The sequence below is a fragment of the Kaistia defluvii genome, from assembly GCF_040548815.1.
Lineage (GTDB): Bacteria > Pseudomonadota > Alphaproteobacteria > Rhizobiales > Kaistiaceae > Kaistia > Kaistia defluvii_A.
In genome coordinates this window covers 2,201,313-2,227,346 of the sequence record NZ_JBEPSM010000001.1, presented here as the reverse complement: position 1 = coordinate 2,227,346, position 26,034 = coordinate 2,201,313, and the positions used below count along the sequence as shown (strand labels likewise).

The following is a 26,034-nucleotide window of genomic DNA, read 5'->3' as shown; positions in this document are numbered from 1 at the left end:
TCCGGTTCGCGGGAAGAAAACGCGACTAAACGAAGGGTTCTAGGCTGCTTCCGACGCGGAGGCCGCGGTGATCACCGATTGCGTGGTCAGGGCAGGGCCGGTCAGTTCGGCGATGATCCTGCCCCGGTTGAAGACGAGCGCCCGATGGCAGATATGGGCGATTTCCTCGAAATCGGTCGAAACGACGACGACGGCGAGGCCCTTTTCCAGCGCCTGCGCGATCAGCCGGTAGATCTCGGCCTTGGCCCCGACATCGACGCCGGCGGTCGGGTCCTCGGCGATCAGCAGGCGGCGGTTGGTGGCGAGCCAGCGCCCGACCACGACCTTCTGCTGGTTGCCGCCGGAAAGCCCTTCGATCGGCAAATCGGGATCGTTGGGGCGAAGGCCGACAGAGGCGCCGAGTTCGACGGCCTGGCGCGCCTCGGCGCGGGGCGACAGATAGGAGAGCAGGCCGCGGCCGATGGCGGCCGGGTTGAGGAAGGCGTTTTCCCGGACGGATAGCGAGAAGGCGACGGATTCCTCGGTGCGGTCGCGCGCCACCAGGCCGATGCCGGACTGGAGCGCGGCGCGCGGGGAGGAGAGGTCCGGCGCCTGGCCATCGATCTCGATCGTGCCGCGATGCGGCGCCGCGCCGAACAGCGCGCGGCCGATCTCTTCCTGCCCCGCGCCCCGCAGGCCGACCAAGCCGAGCAGTTCGCCCTGGCGGATATCGAAGCTGACGGGGCCGGCGGAGGGCGTCTCCAGGTCGCGGATGGCGACGCGGACCTTGCCAGACCCGAGCTCGCCCTTCTTGAACAGCTCCAGCGTCGTCGAGCCGACGATCAGGCTGACCAGCTCGTCCGGGGTGGTCTCGGAAACCGGCTTCTCGCCCACCTTGAGGCCGTCGCGCATCACGACGACGCGGTCGGCGATGCGGAAGATCTCGTCGAGGCGGTGCGAGACGTAGATCATGCCGACGCCCCGGGCGCGCAGCCGGCGGATCGCCTCGAACAGGCGCTCGACCTCATCGGCCGGCAGGCTGGCGGTGGGTTCGTCGAGAACGAGGAAGTCGCAATCGACCACCAGCGCGCGGGCGATCGCGACCAGCGATTTTTCCGTGCGGCTCAGCGCATGGACGCGGGTGGTCGGGTCGAGGTCGCAGCCGACCAGTTCCAGCGCCGTCGCGGCGCGCTGCTCGGTTGATTTCCAGTCGATCAGGCCGCGCTTGCCGCCGCGCCCGGCGAAGCCTTGGGCAAGGCCCATGTTCTCGGCCACGGTCATCCATTCGACGAGGCCGAGATCCTGATGGATGAAGGCGACCTTCTGGCGTTCGCCGCGCGCCTGCGCGCGATGTCGGTAGGGCTCGCCGCCGATGGTGACATGGCCGCTATCGGCGCGGAAAATGCCGCCGAGGATCTTGATCAAGGTTGATTTGCCGGCGCCGTTTTCGCCCAGCAGCGCCACGACCTCGCCGCGCGCCACCTCGAAACTGACGCCCTTCAGCGCTCGCGTGCCGCCAAATGACTTGGCGACATCGTCGAAGCGGAGGACCCCTCCGTCGATCATGGTGTTCCCTCCTGGATGCGGCGCGGTCACCGCTTATCGCATCGTCCGGCTCTTTGTCCGGCTGCTCTTGTTATCGATAACAATCTTGGGCCTGTCAAGCGCGGCCAGCGAACCGGCCGCGCACTTAGCGGTCGCTAGAGGCTGGCGGTGATGCCGCCATCGACATAGAGGATGTGGCCGTTGACGAAGCTGGAGGCGTCGGAGGCGAGGAAGATCGCGGCGCCGGCCAGTTCCTGCACGTCGCCCCAGCGCCCGGCCGGCGTCCGGTTGGCGAGCCAGCCGGAGAACGCCTCGTCGGCGACGAGGGCGGCGTTCAGCTCGGTCTTGAAATAGCCGGGGCCGATGCCGTTGACCTGGATGCCGTAGCGGGCCCAGTCGGTCGCCATGCCCTTGGTCAGCATCTTCACGGCGCCCTTGGTCGCGGTGTAGGGGGCGATGCCCGGCCGCGCCATTTCGCTCTGCACCGAGCCGATATTGATGATCTTGCCGCGTCCGCGCGGGATCATGCGGCGACCGACCGCCTGGCCGACCAGATAGACGCTGTCGATATTGGTAGCGACGATCTTGCGCCATGCCTCGAGCGGGAAGTCCTGCAGGGGCGTGCGGTGCTGCATGCCGGCATTGTTGACGAGGATGTCGATCGGGCCGATGTCGGTCTCGATGGCCTCGATGCCGGCGGTCACCGCGTCGGGATCGGTGACGTCGAAGGCGGCGGTGCGGACGTCATAGCCCTTGGCCGCGAGTTCGGCGCGCGCCTGCTCCAGCCGCGTCTCGTCCCGGGCGTTGAGGACGATGCGGGCGCCGGCCGAGGCGAGCGCGTCCGCCACGGCATAGCCGATGCCCTTGCTGGCGCCCGTGACGAGGGCCAGTCGCCCGCTGAGATCGAACAGGTTCACGCGATCACTCCCCAGAGCATTTTTGATTGGTCGTTGAGATAGGTTGGTATCGATAACAAGGGGCTGTCAAGCTGGTCCGGCGCCGGCGACGTGTCTTGGAGCCGGGCTGACTTGCACTGGGGCGGGATCCTGATATCGATAACAAAAAGCCTGCCGAGGGAGAGAACCGATGCGCGCCGTCGTCATTCATGCCGCCCATGATCTCAGGATCGAGGAGCGGGAGGTCGGGGCGATGGGGCCTGGCGAGGTCACCGTCCGTATCGAGGCCGGCGGCATTTGCGGCTCGGACCTACACTATTACCAGCATGGCGGCTTCGGTACGGTGAAGCTGCGCGAGCCGATGATCCTGGGCCATGAGGTGGCTGGCACCGTTTCCGCCGTCGCGCCGGACGTCACCCGCGTCAAGCCGGGCGATCGCGTTGCCGTCAACCCGTCGCGTCCGTGCCGCGCCTGTCGCTACTGCTATGAGGGCCTGCCGAACCAGTGCCTCAACATGCGCTTCTATGGCAGCGCCATGCCGATGCCGCACATCCAGGGCGCCTTCCGGCAGGAACTCGTCTGCATGGCCACCCAGTGCGAGAAGGGCGACAAGGCCTCGGTCGCCGAACTGGCGATGGCCGAGCCCTTCGCCGTGACGCTGCATGCCCTGTCGCGCGCGCCGTCGCTGCTCGGCAAGCGCGTGCTGATCACCGGCTGCGGTCCGATCGGCGCGCTCACCGTTGCCGCCGCCCGATTCCATGGCGCGGCCGAGATCATCGTCACCGATGTCGTCGACGAGCCGCTCGCCTATGCCCGCGAACTGGGCGCCGACCGCACCATCAACATGGCGCGCGAGCCCGACGCGCTGGCCGCGCTCGCCGTCGACAAGGGCAGCATCGGCGTGATGTTCGAATGCTCCGGCAATGAGCGGGCGCTGCGCTCCGGCCTCGACGTGGTCCGGCCGCGCGGCACCATCGTCCAGGTCGGTCTCGGCGGCGAGCTGTCCCTGCCGCAAAACGTCGTCGTCGCGAAGGAGATTTCGCTGACGGGTTCGTTCCGCTTCCATGACGAGTTCCCGCTGGCGGTCCAGCTGATCGACGCGCGCAAGGTCGACCTGCGCCCGCTGCTCACCGGCAGCTTCGGCATCGAGGATGCGCGCGAGGCGTTCGAGACGGCCGGCGACCGTAAGCGCGCCATGAAGGTCCAGCTGGCGTTCTAGGGGAGGGGCGCCGCCGTCACCCCTCCGGGCCTCCTCAGCATCTCGAGGCCGGTGTGACGCTGGGCCGAGCCACGAAGATTTCAGCAGGATCACCGGCGCCTGGGGCGGGGCGGTTCCGGTTCTTCCCAATCCTCGTCCCAGTCATCGTCGAGATCCGCGTCGGGATCGTCTTCGTCGTCTTCCAGCTCTTCCTCCTCGTCGTCATCCTCTTCCTCGGGCGGCTTCGGCCGAGGACGGCGGGAGAGGTAGCGCAGGATTCCGCCATTGATGGCGAGCGCCAGGGCAAGCAGCAGGAAGTTGACGATCGGGCTGGAACTGTCGATCCACCAGGTCAGCAGCACGCTCCAGGGCAGTCCGAGCACCAGCCCCAACACGGCGGCCAGCGGGTTTTCGGCCACCATTCCGAACGCGCTCAGCGGCACGAGCAGCAGCGCGAAGATGGCCCATGCCACATAGATCAGAAACAGAATGCGGATCAGGCGCCAGCGCATGGTGGGTTCGGTGCAGTTGGATCGCGGCATCGCCCTCCGACGCGGCCGGACGGAACATCACCTCCGCCGGGCTCGAGTCTAGGCGTTCCTGCTTTCCAGAATCTTTCAGGCCTCGCGCGTGCGGAGAGGTTGTGGATAGCCCGGATTTGCCAGCCTGCCGCGTCCGGCGCCACGACAGCCGGGGTTTTCTGCGAAGCGCCGCTTTTCTAGGCGAGGATTGCTCGTTTTTTCGCCAATCTTCGCCTAGAAAAGCAAGCCCATTCTCCGGGCGCCCGATCTTTCCAGCACAGCAGCCCCATGACCCGCCGCCTTCGTCCTTTCGTCACCCGCCATGAAGTGCGCTCCGGCAATACGCTGACGCATCTGAAATCCGGTCTCGGCGGCGCCATCGGCATTGGCGCGGTCGGCGCGGCGGCGGCGCTGACGCATGAGCCGTTCCTGATCGCGCCGTTCGGCGCGTCGGCCGTGCTGCTGTTCGGCCATCCGGCGAGCCCGCTGGCGCAGCCGGCCAATGTGATCGGCGGCTATCTCGTCGCCACGCTGGTGACGCTGCTGGCGCTCGCCTTCTTTCCCGGCGCCTGGGTCGCGGCGGCGGCCGGCGTCGGTGTCGCCATCGCGCTGATGTCGATGCTGCGCATCACCCATCCGCCGGCAGGCGCCATTCCCATCCTCGCCGCCACCTCGACCATCCAGGGCGGCACGCTGCTCGGCGTCGTGCTGGGCGGCAGCATCGGCCTCGTCGGCGTCGCCTCGCTGCATCACTGGCTGCCGCCCCGGCACGAATATCCCAAGCGCCCGCCGGTCAAGGATGTCGCCGCGCCCTGAAATTTGAGTGCGCTGTTGCATAAATCTCGCCGAAATGTCGACTGCCTCGGCTATTATCGGCGCCATGCAAAACATCATTTCCGTCGCGAATCTCTCGAAAGTCTATGCGTCAGGCTTCGAGGCGCTGAAAGGCGTGACCCTCGACATCCGTCGGGGCGAGATCTTTGCGCTGCTCGGCCCGAACGGCGCCGGCAAGACGACGCTGATCAGCATCATCTGCGGCCTCGTCAATCCGTCGACCGGCACCGTGCTTGCCGATGGCCATAACGTCGTCACCGAATACCGCGCCGCCCGTTCCCGCATCGGCCTGGTGCCGCAGGAGCTGACGACCGACGCGTTCGAGACCGTTCTGGCGACCGTCACCTTCAGCCGAGGCCTGTTCGGCAAGCCGCCGAACCCGGCCCATATCGAGAAGATCCTGCGCGAGTTGTCGCTGTGGGACAAGAAGGATTCCCGGCTCCGCACGCTGTCCGGTGGCATGAAGCGCCGCGTGATGATCGCCAAGGCGCTATCGCACGAGCCGGAGATCCTGTTCCTCGACGAGCCGACGGCCGGCGTCGATGTCGAGCTGCGGCGCGACATGTGGGAAGTGGTGCGGCAGCTGCGCGAGAGCGGCGTCACCATCATCCTGACGACCCACTATATCGAGGAAGCCGAGGAGATGGCCGACCGGATCGGCGTCATCCACCGCGGCAAGATCATCCTGATCGAGGAAAAGGCCGAGCTGATGCGCAAGCTCGGCAAGAAGCAGCTGACGCTGCAATTGCAGGAGCCGCTCCACGCCATTCCAGATGGCCTCGGCGACTATGGCCTGGCGCTCGGCGCTGGCGGCAACGAGTTGATCTACAGCTATGACGCCGATGCCGAGCAGAAGGGCATCGCCGACGTGCTCGGCGCGCTCGGCAAGGCCGGTATCCATTTCAAGGATCTGCAGACGAGCCAGCGCTCGCTGGAAGAGATCTTCGTCAGCCTGGTGAGTGAGCGGTCATGAATCTTTACGCAATGCGCGCGATCTATCTCTTCGAGATGGCGCGGGCCGGCCGCACCGTGCTTCAAAGCATTATCGCGCCGGTCATCTCCACCTCGCTCTACTTCGTCGTCTTCGGCGCGGCTATCGGCTCGCGCATGCAGGCGATCGACGGCGTCACCTTCGGCTCGTTCATCGTGCCGGGCCTGATCATGCTGTCGCTGCTGACGCAAAGCATCTCCAACGCGTCTTTCGGCATCTACTTCCCGAAATTCACCGGTACGATCTACGAAGTGCTGTCGGCGCCGGTGGCGCCGTTCGAGATCGTCATGGGCTATGTCGGCGCGGCGGCGACCAAATCGATCATCCTCGCCCTGATCATCCTGGCGACGGCCGGCCTGTTCGTGCCGATCGAGATCCAGCATCCGTTCTGGATGCTGCTGTTCCTGGTGCTCACCGCCGTCACCTTCAGCCTGTTCGGCTTCATCATCGGCATCTGGGCCGATGGCTTCGAAAAGCTGCAGCTGGTGCCGCTGCTGATCGTGACGCCGCTGACCTTCCTGGGCGGCAGCTTCTATTCGATCACCATGCTGCCGCCGGTCTGGCAGAAGATCGCGCTGCTCAATCCGGTCGTTTATCTAGTCAGCGGCTTCCGCTGGAGCTTCTTCGGCACCGCCGACGTCCATGTCGGCATCAGCGTCATCATGACCCTGGTTTTCCTGGCGGTATGCCTCGGCATCATCACCTGGATCTTCAAGACCGGATACCGGCTCAAGAACTGATCGAGCCGAGAGGCCGCGCGTCACCGCGCGGCTTCCGGATCGGGCGTCCGCCCGGACGATCAGGCGGGGGCCGTCTCTTCCACTTCGTCGAGCGTGCCGGGCATGAACAGCGAGATCGGGCGAAGCTCATAGGCGCCGCCGGGATTGGCGCGGGTCAGGTCGCGCGCAACGGCAAGCGCGGCTTCGCGGTCGGCAACGTCGACGACATAGAAGCCGAGCAGCTGCTCCTTGGTCTCGGCATAGGGGCCGTCGATCACCCGGTCCTGGTTCTTCAGCAGGGTCGTGGCGGCCTTGGTCGGATGCAGCCGCGCGGTCGGGCCCAACTGGCCGTTGCGGGCGAGCGTCTCGTGCACACCGTGCAGGCGGGCCATGACCGCGTCGTCTTCCTCCTTCGTCCAGCCGGTGACGACCTCTTCGGAATGATAGCAAAGGATGGCGTAGAGCATCGGACGGGTTCCTCCTCCTCCGAGCGGGTCTCGCGCCAGTCGGCGACGCCCGCTGTAACATTCATGATATCGCCCGGAACTATAACCAGCCTGCCTTCGCAATTTGGCGCCCGGCGGTCGCGAAAAAGTCGAACTGAAGCGGTTCCTTGGCGAAGTGCGATGCGTCGCAGTATATCGGCTTCGGCCGCGAAGTCAGGATCCAGCATCCCTTGGAAACCATCACCATCGTTCTCGTACTGCTGCTTGCCGTGGTGGTCAGCGAGTATCTCTCCCGCATGCTGCGACTGCCGATTCCGCGCCCGCTGGTCCAGATCGCGCTGGGCGGGGCGATCGGGCTGATCGGCGATTTCCAGGTCACGCTCAATCCCGACATCTTCTTCCTGCTGTTCCTGCCGCCGCTGCTGTTCCTGGATGGCTGGCGCATTCCGAAGGAAGAGCTGGTCCGCGACAGCAAGACGATCCTGGCGCTGGCCTTCGGCCTGGTGGTCTTCACGGTGCTGGGCGTCGGGCTGTTCATCCATGCCATGATCCCGGCCATGCCGCTCGCCGTCGCTTTCGCGCTGGCGGCGGTGCTGTCGCCGACCGATCCGATCGCGGTCTCGGCCATCGCCGCGCGGGTCCCGATCCCGAAGCGCATGATGAACATCCTGGAAGGCGAGTCGCTGCTCAACGACGCTTCGGGCCTGGTCTGCCTGCGCTTTGCCGTCGCCGCCGCGCTGACGGGAACCTTCTCGCTCTACGAGGCGACGGCGGATTTCGTCTGGGTGGCGGTGGGCGGCCTCGGCGTCGGCTTCGTGGTCACCACGATCATCAACGCCGCCAAGAACTGGATGGCGCGCCATTATGGCGAGGATACCGGCTCGCAGATCCTGATCAGCCTGCTGATCCCGTTCGCCGCCTATCTGCTGGCCGAGCATCTGGAATGCTCCGGCATCCTCGCGGCGGTTTCCGCCGGCGTGACCATGAGCTTCAGCGAGGCTTCCGGCCAGGCCATGGCGACCACCCGGGTTCGCCGCAGCACCGTCTGGGACATGATCCAGTTCGCGGCCAACGGCATCATCTTCGTGCTGCTCGGCGAACAATTGCCGGCGATCCTGCGCAGCGCCGCCGAAACGGTCCGCCTGACCGGCCATCACGATCCCGGCTGGCTGCTGATCTATGTGCTCGCGATCAACCTGGCGCTGGCGGTGCTTCGCTTCGCCTGGGCCTGGGTGTCGCTCGGCTTCAGCCTGTTTCGGGCGCGGCGGCGCGGCATCGTCATCGAGCGGCCCAGCTGGCGCTTCGTCGTGGCGATGTCGCTGGCCGGCGTGCGCGGTGCGATCACGCTCGCCGGCGTGCTGACCTTGCCGCTGGTGCTGAACGATGGCTCGCCCTTTCCCGCGCGCGACCTCGCCATCTTCCTGGCGATGGGCGTGATCATCCTGTCGCTGGTCGCCGCCAGCATTGGCCTGCCGCTGCTGCTGCATGGCCTGCATCTGGAAACCAATACCGGCCAGCGGGCGGAGGAGAACCGGGCGCGAATGGCGGCCGCCGAGGCTGCCATCGCCGAGGTCGAGCGCGTCCAGCACGAGCTGGCGGAAGGCAAGTCGGACGCCGATCTCTACGTCGCCGCCGCGGCGCGGATCATGGATCTCTACCGCGCTCGCATCGAGGCGCAATCGCGCGCCGGCGAGGATGCGGCGCTGGCCCGCCAGATCGAGGCGATCGAGGCGCGGCTGCGCGTCGCCGCGCTGAAGGCCGAGCGCATGACGATCTACCGCCTGCTGCGCACCCGAAAGATCGGCAGCGAGACGGCGCGCAAGCTGGTGCGCGAACTCGACCTGATGGAAGCGCGCTACGAGGGGTGAGGGGGCTTTTCGTTTGGCGAGGTGCCCCGCGCCAGCCAACCCACCGGCGTCATCCCGGGTGGAGACCCGGGATCCATTCAGCCGCGCCGCCGGGGGGTTGCTCGGCTCTGTATTCCGGCTGGATGGATCCTCGCCTTCGCGAGGATGACGGCGAGCGTGGGGCTTGCTTGCCCGCTTCGTGCGCGCCGCCGCGCCCCTCCGCCCTACACCACGGCCGTCACGCCGCCGTCGACATAGAGGATGTGGCCGTTGACGTAGCTCGATGCGTCAGAGGCGAGGAAGATCGCGGCGCCGGCCAGTTCCGGCGTTTCTCCCCAGCGGCCCATCGGCGCGCGCTGCGCCAGCCAGGTGTGAAAACTCTCGCTTTCGACCAGCGCCTTGTTCAGCTCGGTCTTGAACCAGCCGGGACCGATGCCATTGACGTTGATGCCGTGTTTGGCCCACTCCGCGCACATGCTCTTGGTCATCATCTTGATCGCGCCCTTCGAGGTCGAATAGGGCGTGATCGTCGCGCGGCCGAGCTCGCTCGTCACCGAGCAGATGTTGATGATCTTGCCGCGTTTGCGCGGGATCATCTTGCGCGCCACGGCCTGGCCGACGAGGAAGGCCGCATCGACATTGGTCGCCAGCACCTCGCGCCACTGCTCCAGCGTGAAATCCTCGAGCGGCAGGCGCTTCTGCGTGCCGGCATTGTTGACGACGATGTCGATCGGCCCGATGTCGCGCTCGATGGCGTCGACCGCGCTAGCGACGGCCTCAGCATCGCAGACGTCGAACACCGAGGCGCTGGCGTTGAGGCCGGCATCGCGCAGTTCGGCCGCGGCCGGCTCCAGCGTCTTGGCATCGCGGCCATTCAGCACGACGGTCGCGCCGGCTTCCGCAAGGCCGCGCGCGATGGCGAAGCCGATGCCCCGGCTCGATCCGGTGATGAGCGCGACCCGGCCCGTCAGGTCGAAGAGTTTCGTCGTCATGCAGTCCTCCCGATCGGCGGTTCGATCCGCCTGAATTTCCCGGCCTGGTTGATCGCATCGCCTGCCGGGTCGCGCGACGCGGGCCATGGTGAGCCCTGCCATGCGCGGGCGATGCCCGATGCTTGACGAAGATGCGGCAAGCGCCCAGAATTGTCACTTCGTTTGACGATTTTCGGTGCATGGCTCGTTCGCCTTGCCGGTTCGATCCGGCAGGCCCCGCTGCGCATCCCTGAGGATTTTTCCATGGTCTATCAAGCTGCCGCCAATCGCTATGACGCGATGAAGTATAACCGCGTGGGCCGGAGCGGGCTGAAGCTGCCGGAGATTTCGCTCGGCCTCTGGCACAATTTCGGCCATGACGGCAAGGTCGAGACGATGCGGGCGATGTGCCACCGCGCCTTCGACCTCGGCATCACCCATTTCGATCTCGCCAACAATTATGGCCCGCCTCCCGGCTCGGCCGAGGAATTCTTCGGCACCATGGTGGCCGGCGACTTCAAGCCCTATCGCGACGAACTGATCATCTCGTCCAAGGCCGGCTATCTGATGTGGCCGGGTCCCTATGGTGAATGGGGCAGCCGCAAATATCTGATCGCCAGCCTGGAGCAGAGCCTGAAGCGGATGAAGCTCGACTATGTCGATATCTTCTATTCGCACCGCTTCGATCCGGAGACGCCGCTGGAAGAGACGATCGGCGCGCTCGATGCGATCGTCCGCCAGGGCAAGGCGCTCTATGTCGGCATCTCCAGCTATTCGTCCGCCCAGACCGCCGAGGCCGCCGCGATCGCGCGCCGGCTCGGCACGCCGATCGTCATCCACCAGCCGCGCTATTCCATGCTCGACCGCTGGACCGAGAAGGACCGTCTGCTCGATACGCTGGAGACGGAGGGCATGGGCTGCATCATGTTCTCGCCGCTTGAGCAGGGCGTGCTCTCGGACCGTTACCTGAACGGCATCCCCGGAGACAGCCGGGTCCGTCATTCTCAGTCGCTGCGCGAAAGCGCGCTATCGGCGCAGAACCTGGAGCGGGTGAACGGGCTGAACGACATCGCCAGGGCTCGCGGCCAGACGCTGGCGCAGATGGCGCTTTCCTGGGTGATGCGGGATGGCCGCATGACGTCGGCGCTGATCGGCGCCAGCAAGGTCTCGCAGATCGAGGACGCCGTGGCGAGCCGCGACAAGCCGACCTTTACCGCAGACGAGCTCGCCGCGATCGACAGGCTCGCCATTGACGGCATGCTGAAGGGCTGATCGACCCGGCGCCGTCCTGCCTGTCTGCGGGCAGGATGGCGCCGATCACGCTCTGGCCTGTAGTCTGGGATCTCTTGTAAAGAAATATTACAAGTCGATCAGCGATCCCGACGGGAGTCGGTCAGGCGTCGGCGTGCCTCCACCAGGTGGAACTTGGTGTAGAGCGCCGCCTGGTCGGCCTGCTGGCTGGCGATGGCGTCGAAGATGTTGCGGTGTTCCTCGACGATGGTGCGGCGCCGTTGCTCGGAGCCGAGGCGCGTCATGTTAAGGGCGCTGCGCATCCAGTCCTCGATCCGACCTTTCAGGCTTTCGAGCACGGCGGGGAAGACTTCGTTGCCGGTCGCGTTGGCGATGGCGAGGTGGAAGGCGAAATCCTCTTCCAGACCGGCCTCGCCGGACTGCAACGCCTGTTCGAAGGCGCCGAGCCGGGCCTCGATCTCCGCCAGTTCCGCGTCCGACCGGCGCTCGGCCGCGAGGCGGGCGCATTCGGTCTCTATGGCGATGCGAACCTCGGTGACGCGCAGCACGCTCGCGACCTGCTCCGGCGGCGTCGAGGCCAGCAGTCCGCCCGGCGGCTTGTGCGAAACGAAGGTGCCGGCGCCCTGGCGCGCGATGACCAGCCCGTCCGCCTGCAGCCGCTGCAGCGCTTCCCGCACCACCGGCCGCGACACTTCGAAGGCCTTGCAGATATCGTTTTCCGACGGCAGCCGGTCGCCGGCGGCGAAGGTGCCGGAGACGATCTGTTCCAGGATCTGGCCGTAAAGGATATCGGCGAGCTTTTCGCGCCGCGCCGGCTTCAGTTGCAGATCGACCATCCGCCTCTCGCTTTCCTGTCGCTCCGACTCATGTCGCGAAGGGTAGCCCGGCGCAACGTTTTTCCGAATGGCCGGCAACGCACTAGAGGTATTGCCCGCGAAGCGGGAACTCGAGCCAGGGCACATACGGGCCTCTATTTCGCCTGCCGAGACAGGCCGGGCGGCGCGCCAGGGGTGGGAGACCAATGAATGTTTGGCGGCGTTCCCGTCGAAATCGCTAGCCTTTGCATGGCTTTGGCGGTTTGATGGCGCCGGTTTCGGTTGTTTTCGAGGTTCGTGTGCGCGTCTGGTTTCGGGTTGCCACCATCGCCATCGTGCTGGTCACCGGCATGTTGGGCTATCACCACGGCATGGCGCGCATCGGCTCGGGGCCCGTGCCGTCCATGGCGTCTGGCGAGCGGCAGGCCGACCGGATCATCGTCGACAAGTCGGACCGGCGGCTTGAATTGCGCCAGGGCGATGCCGTGCTCGCCACCTATCGCATTTCGCTCGGCGGCGCCGCCGATGCCGGCCCCAAGCGCCGCGAGGGCGACCAGAAGACGCCGGAAGGCGTCTATGCCATCGACTGGCGCAATCCGAAATCGATGGCGCATATCAGCCTGCACATCTCCTATCCCAACGAAGCGGACCGGGCCGCGGCCGAGGCGGCGGGTCACTCGCCCGGCGGCAACATCATGATCCACGGCCTGCCAAACGGCTGGGGCTGGCTGGGGCCGGTGCATCATCTCTGGGATTGGACAGACGGCTGCATCGCCGTCACCAACAAGGAGATGCAGGAGATCTGGTCGAAGGTGCCGAACGGCACGCCGATCGAAATCCGAAGCTAGAGCGTCTTCGAGCGAAGTGGGTATCGGTTCGCGTCCAGAAAACGCGCCCCAACGGGAGTTGGAGCGTTGCGCCGTTTCAAAGAAACGGCAAAAGGCCCTAGCTGAACCAGCGCCACGCGAACTCGCCGTAGAACAGTAGCCAGAAGGTCGCGAGCAGCATCAGCCGACGCCTGAGGTCGAAGCGCCGGCGGAGCGGTGCGTCGATCGCGGCGACGAGGCTGCTTGCCACGGCAAAGCGCAGCAGGCGCACCGGTATCGTGACGCCGAAGAAGAGCAGGGCGGTCAGGCCCTCCTTGCCGGCGGCGACCGCGTAGACCTTGTAGGGAATGCCGGTGACCGACCCGCGCAGCATGGCGAGCGGCCAGTCCGCGCTTGCCATGCTGGCCATGCCCTTGGCGATCATCCCGGCGGAAACGAAGGGCACGGCGGCCAGGAGGTTTGTCGCGGCGACGGGATCGACCAGGCCATGGCGCCACATGATCATGCCGCCGCAGGCCGCGCCGATCGCCGCCGCGAGCGAGGCCAGCAGGGCGACGCGCAGGCCCATGGCGATGGCGATGAAGGTCAGCAGCACGTCGGCGACGATGAAGAAGACCGTCGCCTCGGCAAAGCTCCAGGCAAAGGCGGCTGCGATGGCTGCCAGCGGCAGCAGGGAGGAAGGAGCGCGCGGCGCGGCGCTCAAAATACCCCGGCGACATCAGCGAAGTGGAACACTTCCAGCCCGCCATCGAAAATCATCTTGAAGGCCACCCAGGCGATGACGGCCAGGCCGACATAGGCGATCCACGGCATCCTCTTCAGCAGGCGCGCGACGAAATTGGCGGCGACGCCCATCAGCGCCACCGACAGCACCAGGCCGACGACTAGCACCCAGGTGTGCTCGCGCGCGGTGCCAGCGACCGCCAGCACGTTGTCGAGCGACATGGACACGTCGGCGATGATGATCTGCGTGATCGCCTGCTTGAAGGTCTTGCCGGGCGCGCCCTCGGCGCTGGCGATCGCCGCCTGCTGTTCGGCGGCCTCGGCGTCATGGTCGGTGCGGATCTCGCGCCAGAGCTTCCAGCAGACCCAGAGCAGCAGGATGCCGCCCGCCAACGTCAGACCGATAATGCCGAGCAGCTTGGTCGCGAACAGGGCGAAGATGATGCGCAGGACCGCCGCCGCCGCGATGCCGACGATGATCGCCTTCTTGCGGACGTCCTTCGGCAGGCCGGCCGCCGCCATGCCGACGACGATCGCGTTGTCGCCGGCAAGGACCAGGTCGATGAGGACGACGGTCGCAAGCGCGACCAACTCGGCAGCTACAAAATCCATCAGAGGTGAAGCCTCGGGGAGGTCATGGGTGGGTTCTGCACATCTGGGGCACGACGATCCGAATGTCCAGCGAAAGCCGGTCACCCGCGGGTACGGCTGCCGTTCCAATGCGCGGCGGCGCGTGCGGGTTGCCCCGTTTACTGAGCTTGCGGGGTCGAGACGCCGTCGGAGCTCCGGGCCGTACGCTTTCCGGTTGCACAAACGTCATGGAGCCGCTTTGATCCTATTCATCGGACGGGGGAGTGCGCATGCGCCTGTTATCTCATCTGCTGAAGCGGTTCGTGCGAAATGGCCGCCTCACCGTGCTCGACCATGAGGGCAAGCGGCATGTCTTCGGGTCCGGCGAAAACGGTCCCGACGTCACGATCCGTTTTGCCGACAAGAAGGTCGAGCGCGAGATCTTCCTCAATCCCGAATTGAAGACTGCAGAAGCCTATATGGACGGGCGGATGACGGTCGAGAACGGCGGCACGGCGTTCGACCTGCTGTCGCTATTCTCGGTCAATCGCAGCGGGCTCGCGGCGCATCCGATCCAGAAGGGCTTGCGCAAGGTCTGGCGGACGCTGCGCCGCAGCCAGCAGCGCAACTCGATCCCGCGCGCAGCCGAGAACATCAAGCATCACTACGATATCCCGCCGAAGTTCTACCGACTCTGGCTGGACGACACGATGACCTATTCCTGTGCCTATTATACCGCGCCGGATGTCGGGCTGCACCAGGCGCAGATCGACAAGCTTCGCCACATCGCCGCCAAGCTGAAGCTCGAGCCGGGCATGCATATCGCCGAGATCGGTTCCGGCTGGGGCGCGCTCGCGACCTTCCTCGCGCGCAATTACGACGTGCGCGTCACCTCCGTGTCACTCTCGCCCGAGCAGATCGGCGTGGCGCGGGCGCGGGCGCTCGAAGAAAACGTCGCCGACAAGGTGACCTTCCTCGAGCAGGACTATCGTCATCTCGAAGGCAGCTATGACCGCGTGGTCTCGATCGCCATGATGGAGGCGATCGGCGTCTCGAACTTCGACAATTACTTCGAGACCATCCAGCGCCTGACCAAGCCGGGCGGCTTCGCGCTCGTCCATTGCATCGGCCGGATGTCGCCGCCCGGGACGACGGCGCCGTTCATCCGCAAATACATCTTCCCCGGCGGTTATGTTCCGGCGCTGTCGGAAGTGTTCGCGTCGCTGGAGCGGACGGGAACCTGGTGCGCCGACATGGAGAGCCTGCGGCTGCACTATTACTGGACGATCCGCGACTGGCGGCTGGCCTATGAGGCGAAGCGGGAGGAAGCTGTTGCCATGATGGGCGATCGCTTCTGCCGGATGTGGGATTTCTATCTGGCCTCGGTCGAGCTCGGATTCCTGCACGGTTCGAACTTCGTGTTCCAGATGCTGCTTTCCAAGCAGCGCGACGACGTCCCGGTGATCCGGGACTACATCGTCGACGAGGAACGCCGGCTGGCGGCGGTACACGCGGAGTAGGGGGCTCGATGGAGCGCTCGCTATCCTTCACCTCTCCCTGAGGGAGAGGTCGGAGCGAAGCTCCGGGTGAGGGTTTAGGGAACCCGCAGGATAGAACCGCCGGCACCCCCTTGAAGCGCCAAGCCGGATAGGCCGTAAACCCTCACCCGCCGGCCTTAGGCCGTCGACCTCTCCCTCAGGGAGAGGTGAAGAACCCGTGCATACCTTCAGATCCGTCTTAGGTGGTTGTCGAACTGGGCATCGCGCCTCGCGACCGGCGTCAGCCTGCCGCCTTCCGCGCGCATGACCCGGCCGTCGCCGGCGGTCGCCAAAAACGCTTCGCCTTCTGTCGCGGCGACGCCACAGCCATCCGGCAATGCCACGACATCGCGAAAATCGCCGCTGGACGCATCCCAGAAGAACACCTGGCCGCCGATCGGCGACGAGGTGGCAATGGTCGAGCCGTCGCGGCTCGCCACGACCGAGCCGATATAGTTGCGGGCCAGCGGCGCTACCTTGTCCGGAAAGGCCATCAGCTTCGCCTTGCCGTCCCTGCCGATGCGGCCAACCAGCGGCGGGCGGACGCCGCGCTCGCCTTCCCACTGGCAGCCGAACCACACGGCACCGGCGCCATCGAAGGTCATGTGGCGCATGGAAAGCCGGTTGAGCGAGCCATCCAGCACCGTCTCGTCGAGCAGGTCGCCAGTCTCACTATCGATGCGCACGATCGACGGTCGCATCTCGGCGAGGTTGAGTTTCTGCCGGCCGTAATCCGGATGGGTCTCGATGCCGCCATTGGCGATCACCAGCGTGCGGCCATCGCCGGCGAGCAGCATTTCATGCGCATCGACGCCATGCGTCTCGAATTCGCCGATCCGATCATAGCTCTCGCCGCTCGCATCATAGATGCCGACGACGCCGCGCGAGCGATCGTCGCCGAAGCGGTTTTCGGTGGCGTAGAGCAGGCGGCCATCGGCGGAGAAGATGCCATGTCCGAAGAAGTGATGTCCCTCGGGCGGTGTGATCGTCGCCAGCGGCGTGCAGGATTGGGCGTCGACGATGACGGCGAAATAGCCGGGCCGGCGGGCAAAGACGGCAAGACGCTTGCGCTCGGGATCGATGGCGATGTCATGCGCGCGGCCGGCGAGCTTCATTCGGCCGACCGAGGCGCCCCGCTCGTCGATGAGAAGCAGTTCATGCTGGCGCGGGCCGACGCGGACCGAGGAGACGAAAACCTGCCGCGCCGTAGCGCCGCCTTCTTCGCGGGCAAAGGGCAGGATCGCGCGCAGCGCGCGTCCCGCCAGGCCGCGTATGCCGCTCGCCTCAGTCGCCATCGAGCGCATTGAACCCCGGCGAGATGCCCGCCGCCTCCGCGAACCGGAAATTGAAGATGTCCTCGACCGTCTTCAGCACCTCGAAGGCATGCTGCAGCCGGGCATAGCTGGCCGGGTCGGCCAGTGCTTCCGACCAGGGCTTGCCGATATCGATCGACTGGCGGAAATCGGTCATCGCCGCTTCGGTGGCGGCCAGCAGCGTCGCGGCCTGGGCGGGCGTCAGGCTGAACACGTCGGAGCGTTCGACCAGCCGGTCGATCGCATCGGCGGAGGCGTTCAGGTAGGCGAAGGTCTCGCCGGATTTGACGAAGGCGCCACGGCCGGGCTTCGCTGTCTCGATCGATTTGCCCAGCGCCGGCAGAAGGCGCTGGTCGCGCATCTGCTGCAGGCCGGTGACAACCGCCTTCAGGATTTCGACCAGCGGTTCGGTCGCGTCGCGATAAACGATGTTGGCGCCGCCGGGGCTCAGCATCAGATCGCGCCAGCCGCCCTGGCGCGTCCATTCCGTCACCGCTTCGGTGGCGATCAGGTTGAGGTTCTCGGCGATGCGCAGTGCCAGCTGGCAGCGATAGGCGGAGGTTTCGCTATCGTCGGACGCGCCGAAGACCAGTGCCTCGAAGGCCGGCATGCCCTGCACGGCGGCGCTCTTCCGGGCGATCGCGCCGGGCTCGAGCAGCGCCGGATCGGGCTTTGCCAGGATCTGGCGCAACTGGCGCGCGCCGGTCCCATGCGGATCCGGCAGGAAGGAGAAGCGCTCCAGCCGGGCCTTTTCGGCCATCGGTCCGAAGCGCAGGAAATCGACATGCGCCCAGGCCTGCAGCACGGCGGTGAAGGCGGCGCGAACCGCTTCACTCGGCGCCGCAGTCGGGTTCGTGCAGCTCTCGCTCATCGCCGCGACCAGCTTGGCCGTCGCGTCGCGCAGCGCCTCATAGGACGGGATGAAATAGTCGTCGATCGCCTTCTTCGCGACCTTGTCCAGCGCCTCCGTGCTGGGACCGGGCTTGGCCGGTGCGTCGCCGGATTGCGCGAAGGCGCGCCGTGCCGCGAGCAGCAGGGGCGACAGCAGCAGCAGGCGTTTGGTGATCGCGATCATAGCGTTTCCAGATAGGCGACGAGCGCGGCCCGGTCGGCCGCCACAAGGGCTTCATAGCGTGTTTTGGCGGCCGTGGCTTCGCCGCCATGCGCGCGGATGGCCTCATCGAGTGTGCCGGCCCGGCCATCATGCAGGTAGCGTCGGTCGGCATCCTTGCGAAAGGCTAGGGTGGTAAGCGGTGCCGTGCGCCATTCGGACGAGGCAACGCCCGGTTCGCCGACGCCGTCATCGAGGGCCGGGCCCATGTCGTGCAGCAGCAGGTCGCTGTAGATCGCGACCGTGCCGCCGCCCTTGGCCGGCAGGCTGGGCACGTGGCAGGCGGCGCAGCCGGCCGAAGCGAACAGGGCAGCGCCGGGCGTCGGCGGATCGACCGGCTTCGGCGCGGCGAGGCTTTTCAGATAGGCGTTGAGCAGCCGCACCATCTCGCCGGAGATCTCTTCATTGTCGAAGGTCGGGCTTCGGCCATCGGGAGCCGCGAGGCAATCGGGCTCGGCCTTCGTGCAATCGCCATGCGGGAAGGGCGCCAGCGGGCTCGACATGCCGATATCGAGCATGAAGGCGTCGGAGGTCATCTGGCTCAGGCTCGGCGCGGAGGCTTTCCAGCCATAGCGGCCGAGCACCGGCTTGCCGTCGACCTGCACGAAATGCGGCCGGCCGCCAATGCCGTCGGGGTGCGTCCTGTTGCGATCGGCGAGCGCCAGCACGGCGGCCTCATCCACCTTTTCGATCAGGCCGATGCCGCGCAGCGAGGGCGCCTGGCGGGGGCCGAGGCGGGTCTCGGGCGCAATATCGCCTCGGGTCGGCGCGAAGATGACGGCCAGCGGCCCGCCGGCCACGTCCGGCAGCGCATAGGTGACCGTCCCTTCGCTGATCAGGCCGGAGACGGCGCGGGGCTGGATCTGGCGGCCATAGACCGGGTCGGTGACGCCCTGCGCATCGCCAAGACGCGTTGCCAGACCGCGCTGCGCCAGAGTGCCATCGGGCTGCACGGTGAGCTTGGCCGAGAGCGCCTTGCCGGAATGACAGCTGGCGCAGCTCTTCTCGTTGAACAGCGGCCCCAGCCCGTCATTGGCGAGCGTCGAGGAGGGGGCCTGCACCCAGATCCGGTCGAACAGCGCCTTTCCGATCGCCGCGTCCAGCCCATCGGCCGTGGCGAGCGCAGGCAGCGCCGTTAACAAAGCGAGCGTGAGAAGGGCGTGGCGCAGGCGCATCGGCGCGATCCTCACGCGACCTCGAACCACGCCATCATGCCCGTCTCCTGATGCTCGATGATGTGGCAGTGGAGCATCCATTTTCCGGGATTGTCGGCGACGAAGGCGATCTCCATCCGCTCCTTCGGCAGCAGCAGCACCGTATCGGCGTGATGCTCCGGCAGGTCGCGGCGGTTCGATTTCAGCACACTGAAGCTGTGGCCATGCAAATGGATCGGGTGCATGTGCGGCGTGACGTTGCGCAGCTCGAAAATATAGGTCTTGCCGCGTTCCAGCGTCGCCATGGGCGGCGGGATCTGGTGCATGTCGCTCGGCCAGGACGCCTTGTTGATCGCCCAGAGATTGCTCTCCGAAAGGCAAAGCGGCCCGAGCGGCGCACCATCGGCGACCAGATCGGCGACGGCCGCGCCAGTCGCGGTAGCGGAGAAAGTGATCGGAAACCGCGTCGCGTTCGCAAGATCGGGCGCGGGAATCCGGCCGGCGGCGAGCGGCGCCGGATCGAACGGCCCCTTCCGGCGCGCTGGACCCTGCGCGACGAGATGGGCGAGCGGCACCGGCTTGGCGGCGAAATAATCGACCAGCGTCGCCGTGCCGCCATCCGCCGGGGTGCGGACGATCAGGTCGGCGCGCATCGCCGGCCCCATGCGCCAGGAGCGCAGCGGGAAGGGCGGGCAGGCAATGCCGTCGATCGCCACCACCGCGGCCTCGGCGCCTTCAATGCCGATCTCGGTCAGGCGGGTCGGGTCGACATTGACGATGCGCAGGCGGACATCGGCGGAGGCCGGCAGGGTGATGTCGGGGAGGATCGCGCCATTGACGCTGCGCACCGTGCCGAAAGTGCCGGCCTTGCCGGCGCCCTCCTGGGTCAGGAAAGGCAGGAAGCCGGTGCCGGCCTCGTCGATGCGCCAGTCCTTCAGCACCACCAGTTCGTCGGCGTCATAAGGCTCCGGCGCGTCACCCTCGACGATCAGGATGCCGATCAGGCCGCGGCCGAGCTGTTCGGCCGAGTTGCAGTGGGTGTGGAAGAAGAAGGTGCCGGTGTCGGGCGGCACGAAGGAATAGTCGTAGCTCTCGCCCGGCTCGACCGGCGGCTGCACCAGATAGGGCACGCCGTCCTGGTCGTTGGGCAGGCGAATGCCGTGCCAGTGGATCGAGACATGCTCGCCCGGCCGGGTCAGCCCGTTGACGAGATGGGTGTTGAGGCGCTGTCCGAGCTTCACGCGCACGACGGGCGGCTGCGCTGCGTCGGTGAAGGTCCAGAGCGGCAGGCTCTTGCCGTTGAAGCAGGGCAGCGAAAGCTGGCGCTCGGCCGCCCTCAGCTGGAGCGAGACGACGCTTTCCGCGCCGACCGGAGCCGTGGGCGGCAGCGGGCGGGTAAAGGCGGGAGCGCTCCCCGGCCGGCCAAACAGGACGGAGCCTGCCATGGCAGCGGAACCGAGAAGGACGGAACGGCGCGAGATCATGATCGGGGGCTCTGGTGGCGTGGCCACGGAAGGTGGCCACGCCGGAATTGCGGCCCGCAATAGGGGCCAATTGTGACCGTTAATCGGCGGTGACGGCGGCCGGGTTGTCGAGGCTGTCGGAACCTTCGACCTCGATCTTCAGGCCGAGCGCCGCGACGACGGCTTCGACCGCGCGGGTCTGGCCGACGAGACCGTCGATCGCCGCCTGGACGATGGCGTTGCCGGCTGCGTTGTCGGGGCCGATCATCTGGTCATAGGCCTCGCCCTTGTCGGACGTGTCCTTGAGGACCTGCATCTTGGCGGTGGTTACAGCCAGCGCCTCGTCGACGCGCTTGGCGGCGTCGGCGTTCTTGGCAGCCGCCAGTTCGCGGATGCTCGGGCCCTCGACGACCGAGCCATCGGTGCGGGTGTACTTGCCCTGCCAGGCGGCGACCATGCCAGCCTGGTCGTAATAGTGGCTGTTGGCCGTGTTGTCGGAGAAGCAGTCATGCTCCTCTTCCGGATCGTGCAGGATCAGGCCGAGCTTCATGCGCTCGCCGGCCAACTCGCCATAAGAGAGCGAGCCGATACCGGTGAGGATGGTGGCGAGGCCGCCCTCGTCACCCTTGGCGGCCAGCTGCTTGCGCGCCTCGCCATCGGCCTTCCAGTTCGCGGCCATCTCTTCGAGATCAGCGACCAGCAGGTCCGTGGCTGCCTTCAGGAAGGCGGCGCGGCGGTCGCAATTGCCATTGGTGCAGTTCTTGGTGTCGTAATCGGTCGCGGGACGGTTGCCGGCGCCCGGACCGGTGCCGTTCAGGTCCTGGCCCCAGAGCAGGAACTCGATCGCGTGATAGCCGGTGGCGACATTCGCCTCGACGTCGCCGGCTTCCTGCAGCTTGTGCAGAAGCTCGGCATTGATCACCGTCGCGTCGACCTTGTCTGGGCCGATCTGCAGCGTCTTGTTGGCGATGACGTTGGCGGCATAGAGCGGGTTCGAATCCGAGCTGTCGCCATAGGACTTGGCGTCGACATAGTCGATCAGGCCTTCATCGAGCGGCCAGGCGTTCACGCGGCCTTCCCAATCGTCGACGATGGCATTGCCGAAGCGGTAGACCTCGGTCTGCTGATAGGCGGGGCGCGAAGCCTTCCACGCATCGCGGGCGGCGGCCAGCGTCGCATCGGTCGGGTTGGCGATCAGCGCGTCGACGGCGACGTTCAGCGCCTTGGCGCCGGCCAGCGCGTCTTCATACTTCGCCTGCGCGATGTCGCCATAGGTCTTGAGCACGGCGCTGGCGGCCGGGGCGTCGGCGGCCAGGACGGGCGCGGCGCCTGACAGGGCGAGCACCGCCGTGGCGGCGAGAAGCATCTTCTTGAGGTTCACAATCGTCTCCGTGCGTGAATGGGTGCGGTGAATTCAGTGAAACAGCCGGCGGCAGGGGCGGGTGGCGATCTCGTGGATCACGGCCTGCGGGACCGGGATGAGGATCTGGCCGGTATCGGCGAGGGCTTCGGCGAAGTTCCGGGTGGCGCGGACGACCTCGGCATGGCCCTCCGGCAGGATCAGCCGCTCCATGGCCTCGAGCAGGCTGCCTTCGTCATGGTTCTGGCAGGCGGCGATCATCGAGACGGCGCAGCATTCGTCGAGGCAAAGGCGCGGGCAGTGCGAGGGCGACAGGCCGGGGGGCCGGTCCATCCAGCTGCGCAGCGCTTCGACCCAGTGCGCCAGCGCGCCAAGCACGCGCCGGCCCTCGGCCGAACCCAGTTCCTCGGCATAGAGGCTCGCGGCCAGTTCCCAGCAGGTCGCCGATCCGCGCTCGCAGCCCTGCATCCAGCGGCGCAAGCCCTCGACAACGAGCTTTTCCGGCTGCCGCTCAAGATAGCGTTGGGTGGCTCCACAAGGCAGGCGCGTCGCCATCAGCGCTTATCCTTGGAATGCGCGCGCCGGGCCGAATGCGGCTCTGCGCGGGGGAAGGTGAAATCCATCGTCCACTCCAATCAACAGGAGGCCTGTTGTTAAAGCGTCCACCGATCGTGGCGCGGATGGGCGACGTTTGGACCTCTTGGCCAGGTGAGTCAAGAATATGTAACACCTTGAAATTATTCTAATTCCAGTATTCGAGGTCGCTCTGGCGCTGAGTTCTTGATCGGCCTGCGGAATTGGCAAGGACGACTTCGGCAGTCCTGAGATATCGATCACCGCGCAGGCGATCCCCACCGCGACGGTCCTGCGACTCTGTCGCGGTCGCCCATCTGAAAAATCCGCCGCGTGGCTCTTGCATCGTGTGAAACGATATAACATAACATCTGGCAATCGGCAGCGAGACGGACCAGCCATGGCAAACGCGAACTCAGGCATAGCGACGAAGGGCGGAACCATCCCCGCCCCGGCGCACGGGCAGGATCCCCATCATGGTCACAGCCATGGTCATGCGCATCCCGCCGGCCGTGAGCACGCCGCGCCGCACGACGCCGTCACCATTCCGCGCGCCTACAAGCATTCGATGTTCCTCGCCTCGGCGATCGAGCGCCTGGTGATCGCGGTGCTGCTGATCGGGTTGATCTGGCTCGGCATCTTCTGGGCGATCGCCTGAGGCCGACATGCTGAAACGCAACGCTCCCTCCATCCGCCTCGACAATCTGACGCTGTCCTACCGGCGTCATCCGGCGGTGCATCATTTGTCCGGCACGTTCACCCCCGGCTCGTTCACCGCGATCTTCGGCCCGAACGGCGCCGGCAAGTCGACGCTGCTCAAGGGCATCGTCGGCCTGATCAAGCCGGATAGTGGCCGCATCGCGCTCGACGGCGTCGGCCGCTCCGATATCGGCTATCTGCCGCAGCAGAGCGCGCTCGATCGTTCCTTTCCGATGCGCGTGCTCGACGTCGCGGCCATGGGTCTCTGGCGCAAGGCGGGCATTTTCTCGTCGATCGGCCGCAAGCAGCTCGGCGCGGTCGAGGCAGCTCTGGCTTCGGTTGGGCTGACCGGCTTCGAGGACCGCATCATCGGCACGCTGTCGGGCGGTCAGTTCCAGCGCGCCCTATTCGCCAGGCTGCTGCTGCAGGACACGCACCTGATCCTGCTCGACGAGCCGTTCACGGCGATCGACGCGCGCACGACCGAGGAATTGCTGGCGCTGATCCAAAGCTGGCATGGCGAGGGGCGCACGGTCGTCACCGTACTGCACGACCTCGACATCGTGCGCGAGCGCATCCCCGAAACGCTGCTTCTGGCGCGTGAAAAAGTTGCCTGGGGCCCGACGGCCGAGGTGATGACCGACGCCAATCTCGCCCGCGCCCGGCATCTGCACGAGGCGTTCGAAGACAATGCCGAACTGTGCGAGATGCCCGCCTGATGGCCCTTTATGATCTTCTCTTCGGGCCGTTCATCGAATTCGGCTTCATGCGCCGCGCCCTGATGGGGTGCCTGGCGCTGTCGATCTCCGGCGCGCCGATCGGCGTGTTCCTGGTGCTGCGCCGCATGAGCCTGATGGGCGATGTGATGGCACATGCGATCCTGCCGGGTGCCGCGATCGGCTTCCTGCTGTCGGGCTTCTCGTTGTTCGCGATGACGGTGGGCGGCGTCGCGGCCGGCCTGCTGGTGGCGCTCGGCGCCGGCGCCATCGCCCGCACCACGCCGCTGCGCGAGGATGCGAGCTTCGCCGCCTTCTATCTCGTCTCGCTCGGGCTCGGCGTGATGATCGTCTCGATCAAGGGCTCGAACATCGACCTGCTGCATGTGCTGTTCGGCAACGTCCTGGCGCTCGACGATCCGTCGATCTACCTGATCGGCGGCATTGCGACCGTGACGCTGCTGACGCTGGCGCTGATCTACAGGCTGCTGGTCGCGGAATGCTTCGATCCCGGCTTCCTGAAGAGCGTCGGCGGCGCCGGCGGGCTCGCGCATTTCCTTTTCCTGGCGCTGGTCGTGCTCAACCTGGTCGGCGGCTTCAACGCGCTCGGCACGCTGATGGTGGTGGGCCTGATCGTCCTTCCCGCCGCCTCGGCCCGCTTCTGGAGCGAGACCGTGCCCGGCCAGATCGGCGCCTCGGCCATCATCGGCATCGTGTCGTCGCTGGTCGGCCTGCTGGTTTCCTATCACGCCGAATTGCCGACCTCGCCGGCCATCATCCTGGCGGCCGGTGCGATCCACGCTCTCTCCATACTCGCGGGCCGCCATGGCAGCTTTGCCAGCCAGGCCCTGCGGGCAAGGCACCTGAGGGGCTGAATTCTACGTTTCCAATGCAGGAGAACTACCCAAATGAAGTCAAGTCTTTGGCTCATCGCGGCGGCGCTTGCCCTGAGCACGGCGCTGCCGGCCCAGGCCGCCGACAAGCTCAAGGTCGTCGCGACCTTCTCCGTGCTCGGCGATCTCGCGACCGAGATCGGCGGCGACCATGTCGAGGTCCGCACGCTGGTCGGCCCGAATGGCGACGCGCATACCTTCGAGCCGAGCCCGGCGGACGCCAAGGCGATGGGCGGCGCGGCAGTGCTGGTCGAGAACGGCCTCGGCCTCGAAGGCTGGCTCGGCCGGCTGATCAACGTCTCCGGCTTCAAGGGCGAGAAGGTGATTGCCACCGCAGGCGTCAAGCCGATCGCCTGGACCGGCGCGGAGGAAGAAGAGGGGCATGACCACGACAAGCCGGACGCCAAGGCCGAGGCGGGTCACGACCATGACGGCCACGACCACGCGGCGCATGAGGGCCATTCGCACAGCGTCGATCCGCATGCCTGGCAGAACCCGCTGAACGGCGTGCTCTATGTCCAGAACATCGTCGCCGGGCTCTCCGCCGCCGACCCGGAGCACGCGGCGGAGTACAAGGCCAAGGGTGAAGAGCTGGCCACCGCGCTGAAGGCGATCGACGCGAACTTCAAGGCGGAATTCGCCAAGGTGCCGGCCGAGCGGCGCAAGATCGTCACCAGCCATGACGCCTTCGGCTACTTTGCCGATGCCTATGGCATCCAGTTCGTCGCGCCGGAGGGCGTGAGCACGGAGAGCGAGGCCTCGGCCGCCGACGTTGCCAAGATCATCCGGCAGATCAAGGCGGAGAAGATCACGGCGCTGTTCGCCGAAAACATCACCGATCCGCGCCTGCTGAACCAGATCGCGCGCGAGACCGGCGTCACGATCGGCGGCGAACTCTTCTCCGACGCGCTGTCGCCGCCGGACGGCCCGGCGCCGACCTATCTGAAGATGTTCGAGAACAACGGCGCGAAGCTTCTCGCGGCGATAAACGCCAACTGAGTTTCTTCGTTTCAACGAGCGCCGGCAAATCGCTGGCGCTCGTTCCACACTCGACGTCATTCCTGCGAGAGCAGGGATCCAT

26 protein-coding genes are annotated in these 26,034 nt (G+C 66.4%); 12 read left to right on the top strand and 14 right to left on the bottom strand.

All coding sequences use genetic code 11. The features are described from left to right. Positions 1 to 39 precede the first annotated feature (39 nt). Both ABIE08_RS10490 and ABIE08_RS10485 read right to left on the bottom strand, forming a co-directional pair. On the bottom strand, positions 40 to 1,545 hold the full coding sequence (locus ABIE08_RS10490; protein ID WP_266329878.1) for a sugar ABC transporter ATP-binding protein: 1,506 nt from the start codon (positions 1,543 to 1,545) through the stop codon (positions 40 to 42). 134 nt (positions 1,546 to 1,679) lie between these two features. After that, positions 1,680 to 2,441 (bottom strand): SDR family oxidoreductase, encoded by a 762-nt coding sequence (locus tag ABIE08_RS10485; protein WP_354550821.1) that lies wholly within the window; start codon positions 2,439 to 2,441, stop codon positions 1,680 to 1,682. A 169-nt stretch (positions 2,442 to 2,610) separates the two neighbouring features. On the opposite strand from ABIE08_RS10485, the gene ABIE08_RS10480 reads away from it, so the two are divergent. Further along, entirely contained in the window at positions 2,611 to 3,639 is a 1,029-nt protein-coding gene (locus tag ABIE08_RS10480) for an L-idonate 5-dehydrogenase (RefSeq protein WP_354550820.1), read from the top strand. Positions 3,640 to 3,728: 89 nt separating this feature from the next. Here ABIE08_RS10480 and ABIE08_RS10475 read toward each other — a convergent pair whose 3' ends face one another. Continuing rightward, the gene (locus ABIE08_RS10475; RefSeq protein WP_354550819.1) at positions 3,729 to 4,160 is read right to left on the bottom strand and encodes a hypothetical protein; all 432 of its coding nucleotides are present in this window, start codon (positions 4,158 to 4,160) and stop codon (positions 3,729 to 3,731) included. Positions 4,161 to 4,427: 267 nt separating this feature from the next. Between ABIE08_RS10475 and ABIE08_RS10470 the strand changes: the two genes are divergently transcribed. The 3 genes from ABIE08_RS10470 to ABIE08_RS10460 all read left to right on the top strand — a co-directional run bounded on the left by ABIE08_RS10470 (position 4,428) and on the right by ABIE08_RS10460 (position 6,704). Beyond that, entirely contained in the window at positions 4,428 to 4,955 is a 528-nt protein-coding gene (locus tag ABIE08_RS10470; RefSeq protein WP_354550818.1) for an HPP family protein, read from the top strand. 64 nt (positions 4,956 to 5,019) lie between these two features. Next, the gene (locus tag ABIE08_RS10465; protein WP_354550816.1) at positions 5,020 to 5,946 is read left to right on the top strand and encodes an ABC transporter ATP-binding protein; all 927 of its coding nucleotides are present in this window, start codon (positions 5,020 to 5,022) and stop codon (positions 5,944 to 5,946) included. Further along, positions 5,943 to 6,704, top strand: a complete 762-nt coding sequence (locus tag ABIE08_RS10460; RefSeq protein WP_354550815.1) for an ABC transporter permease — start codon at positions 5,943 to 5,945, stop codon at positions 6,702 to 6,704. The genes ABIE08_RS10465 and ABIE08_RS10460 overlap by 4 nt, the downstream gene beginning before the upstream one ends. Positions 6,705 to 6,763: 59 nt before the next feature. Here ABIE08_RS10460 and ABIE08_RS10455 read toward each other — a convergent pair whose 3' ends face one another. Beyond that, on the bottom strand, positions 6,764 to 7,150 hold the full coding sequence (locus ABIE08_RS10455; protein WP_354550814.1) for a YciI family protein: 387 nt from the start codon (positions 7,148 to 7,150) through the stop codon (positions 6,764 to 6,766). Between the two features lie 209 nt (positions 7,151 to 7,359). On the opposite strand from ABIE08_RS10455, the gene ABIE08_RS10450 reads away from it, so the two are divergent. After that, positions 7,360 to 8,997, top strand: coding sequence for a Na+/H+ antiporter (locus tag ABIE08_RS10450; protein ID WP_354551654.1), 1,638 nt, complete (start codon positions 7,360 to 7,362; stop codon positions 8,995 to 8,997). 203 nt (positions 8,998 to 9,200) lie between these two features. Here the strand turns inward: ABIE08_RS10450 and ABIE08_RS10445 are convergent, their stop codons facing one another. After that, positions 9,201 to 9,968, bottom strand: coding sequence for a glucose 1-dehydrogenase (locus tag ABIE08_RS10445; protein ID WP_354550812.1), 768 nt, complete (start codon positions 9,966 to 9,968; stop codon positions 9,201 to 9,203). Between the two features lie 243 nt (positions 9,969 to 10,211). Here ABIE08_RS10445 and mgrA point away from each other — a divergent pair, with 243 nt between their 5' ends. Next, positions 10,212 to 11,219 (top strand): L-glyceraldehyde 3-phosphate reductase, encoded by a 1,008-nt coding sequence (gene mgrA, locus ABIE08_RS10440; RefSeq protein WP_354550811.1) that lies wholly within the window; start codon positions 10,212 to 10,214, stop codon positions 11,217 to 11,219. Positions 11,220 to 11,317: 98 nt separating this feature from the next. Here the strand turns inward: mgrA and ABIE08_RS10435 are convergent, their stop codons facing one another. Beyond that, complete coding sequence (locus ABIE08_RS10435) at positions 11,318 to 12,034, bottom strand: FadR/GntR family transcriptional regulator (RefSeq protein ID WP_354550810.1); 717 nt, start codon at positions 12,032 to 12,034, stop codon at positions 11,318 to 11,320. 329 nt (positions 12,035 to 12,363) lie between these two features. On the opposite strand from ABIE08_RS10435, the gene ABIE08_RS10430 reads away from it, so the two are divergent. After that, on the top strand, positions 12,364 to 12,861 hold the full coding sequence (locus ABIE08_RS10430) for a L,D-transpeptidase family protein (protein WP_354551653.1): 498 nt from the start codon (positions 12,364 to 12,366) through the stop codon (positions 12,859 to 12,861). Between the two features lie 97 nt (positions 12,862 to 12,958). On the opposite strand, the gene ABIE08_RS10425 is transcribed toward ABIE08_RS10430, so the two are convergent. Together ABIE08_RS10425 and ABIE08_RS10420 are read right to left on the bottom strand one after the other, a co-directional pair. Further along, on the bottom strand, positions 12,959 to 13,543 hold the full coding sequence (locus ABIE08_RS10425; RefSeq protein ID WP_354550809.1) for a hypothetical protein: 585 nt from the start codon (positions 13,541 to 13,543) through the stop codon (positions 12,959 to 12,961). Beyond that, on the bottom strand, positions 13,540 to 14,175 hold the full coding sequence (locus tag ABIE08_RS10420) for a YjbE family putative metal transport protein (protein ID WP_436409517.1): 636 nt from the start codon (positions 14,173 to 14,175) through the stop codon (positions 13,540 to 13,542). Before ABIE08_RS10420 ends, ABIE08_RS10425 begins: the two co-directional genes overlap by 4 nt. A gap of 248 nt (positions 14,176 to 14,423) precedes the next feature. Between ABIE08_RS10420 and ABIE08_RS10415 the strand changes: the two genes are divergently transcribed. After that, on the top strand, positions 14,424 to 15,653 hold the full coding sequence (locus ABIE08_RS10415; protein ID WP_354550807.1) for a cyclopropane-fatty-acyl-phospholipid synthase family protein: 1,230 nt from the start codon (positions 14,424 to 14,426) through the stop codon (positions 15,651 to 15,653). Between the two features lie 206 nt (positions 15,654 to 15,859). Here the strand turns inward: ABIE08_RS10415 and ABIE08_RS10410 are convergent, their stop codons facing one another. The 6 genes from ABIE08_RS10410 to ABIE08_RS10385 all read right to left on the bottom strand — a co-directional run bounded on the left by ABIE08_RS10410 (position 15,860) and on the right by ABIE08_RS10385 (position 22,627). Beyond that, positions 15,860 to 16,966, bottom strand: coding sequence for a DUF1513 domain-containing protein (locus ABIE08_RS10410; protein WP_354550806.1), 1,107 nt, complete (start codon positions 16,964 to 16,966; stop codon positions 15,860 to 15,862). Then, on the bottom strand, positions 16,956 to 18,059 hold the full coding sequence (locus ABIE08_RS10405; RefSeq protein WP_354550805.1) for an imelysin family protein: 1,104 nt from the start codon (positions 18,057 to 18,059) through the stop codon (positions 16,956 to 16,958). The genes ABIE08_RS10410 and ABIE08_RS10405 overlap by 11 nt, the downstream gene beginning before the upstream one ends. Beyond that, entirely contained in the window at positions 18,056 to 19,270 is a 1,215-nt protein-coding gene (locus tag ABIE08_RS10400) for a di-heme oxidoredictase family protein (protein ID WP_354550803.1), read from the bottom strand. Before ABIE08_RS10400 ends, ABIE08_RS10405 begins: the two co-directional genes overlap by 4 nt. A gap of 11 nt (positions 19,271 to 19,281) precedes the next feature. Continuing rightward, positions 19,282 to 20,694, bottom strand: coding sequence for a multicopper oxidase family protein (locus ABIE08_RS10395; RefSeq protein WP_354550802.1), 1,413 nt, complete (start codon positions 20,692 to 20,694; stop codon positions 19,282 to 19,284). Positions 20,695 to 20,812: 118 nt separating this feature from the next. After that, the gene (locus ABIE08_RS10390) at positions 20,813 to 22,078 is read right to left on the bottom strand and encodes an imelysin family protein (RefSeq protein ID WP_354551651.1); all 1,266 of its coding nucleotides are present in this window, start codon (positions 22,076 to 22,078) and stop codon (positions 20,813 to 20,815) included. 48 nt (positions 22,079 to 22,126) lie between these two features. Then, the gene (locus ABIE08_RS10385) at positions 22,127 to 22,627 is read right to left on the bottom strand and encodes a hypothetical protein (protein ID WP_354550801.1); all 501 of its coding nucleotides are present in this window, start codon (positions 22,625 to 22,627) and stop codon (positions 22,127 to 22,129) included. 418 nt (positions 22,628 to 23,045) lie between these two features. Here ABIE08_RS10385 and ABIE08_RS10380 point away from each other — a divergent pair, with 418 nt between their 5' ends. From ABIE08_RS10380 to ABIE08_RS10365, 4 genes are read left to right on the top strand one after another with little or no spacing between them, the layout of a single operon-like run. Then, the gene (locus ABIE08_RS10380; RefSeq protein ID WP_354550799.1) at positions 23,046 to 23,303 is read left to right on the top strand and encodes a hypothetical protein; all 258 of its coding nucleotides are present in this window, start codon (positions 23,046 to 23,048) and stop codon (positions 23,301 to 23,303) included. Positions 23,304 to 23,310: 7 nt separating this feature from the next. Then, on the top strand, positions 23,311 to 24,063 hold the full coding sequence (locus tag ABIE08_RS10375) for a metal ABC transporter ATP-binding protein (RefSeq protein WP_354550798.1): 753 nt from the start codon (positions 23,311 to 23,313) through the stop codon (positions 24,061 to 24,063). Continuing rightward, positions 24,063 to 24,935 carry a metal ABC transporter permease gene (locus tag ABIE08_RS10370; RefSeq protein ID WP_354550796.1) on the top strand — a complete coding sequence of 291 codons (873 nt, stop codon included), beginning with the start codon at positions 24,063 to 24,065 and terminating at the stop codon, positions 24,933 to 24,935. Before ABIE08_RS10375 ends, ABIE08_RS10370 begins: the two co-directional genes overlap by 1 nt. A gap of 33 nt (positions 24,936 to 24,968) precedes the next feature. After that, entirely contained in the window at positions 24,969 to 25,952 is a 984-nt protein-coding gene (locus tag ABIE08_RS10365; RefSeq protein WP_354550795.1) for a metal ABC transporter substrate-binding protein, read from the top strand. The last annotated feature ends 82 nt before the right edge of the window (positions 25,953 to 26,034 follow it).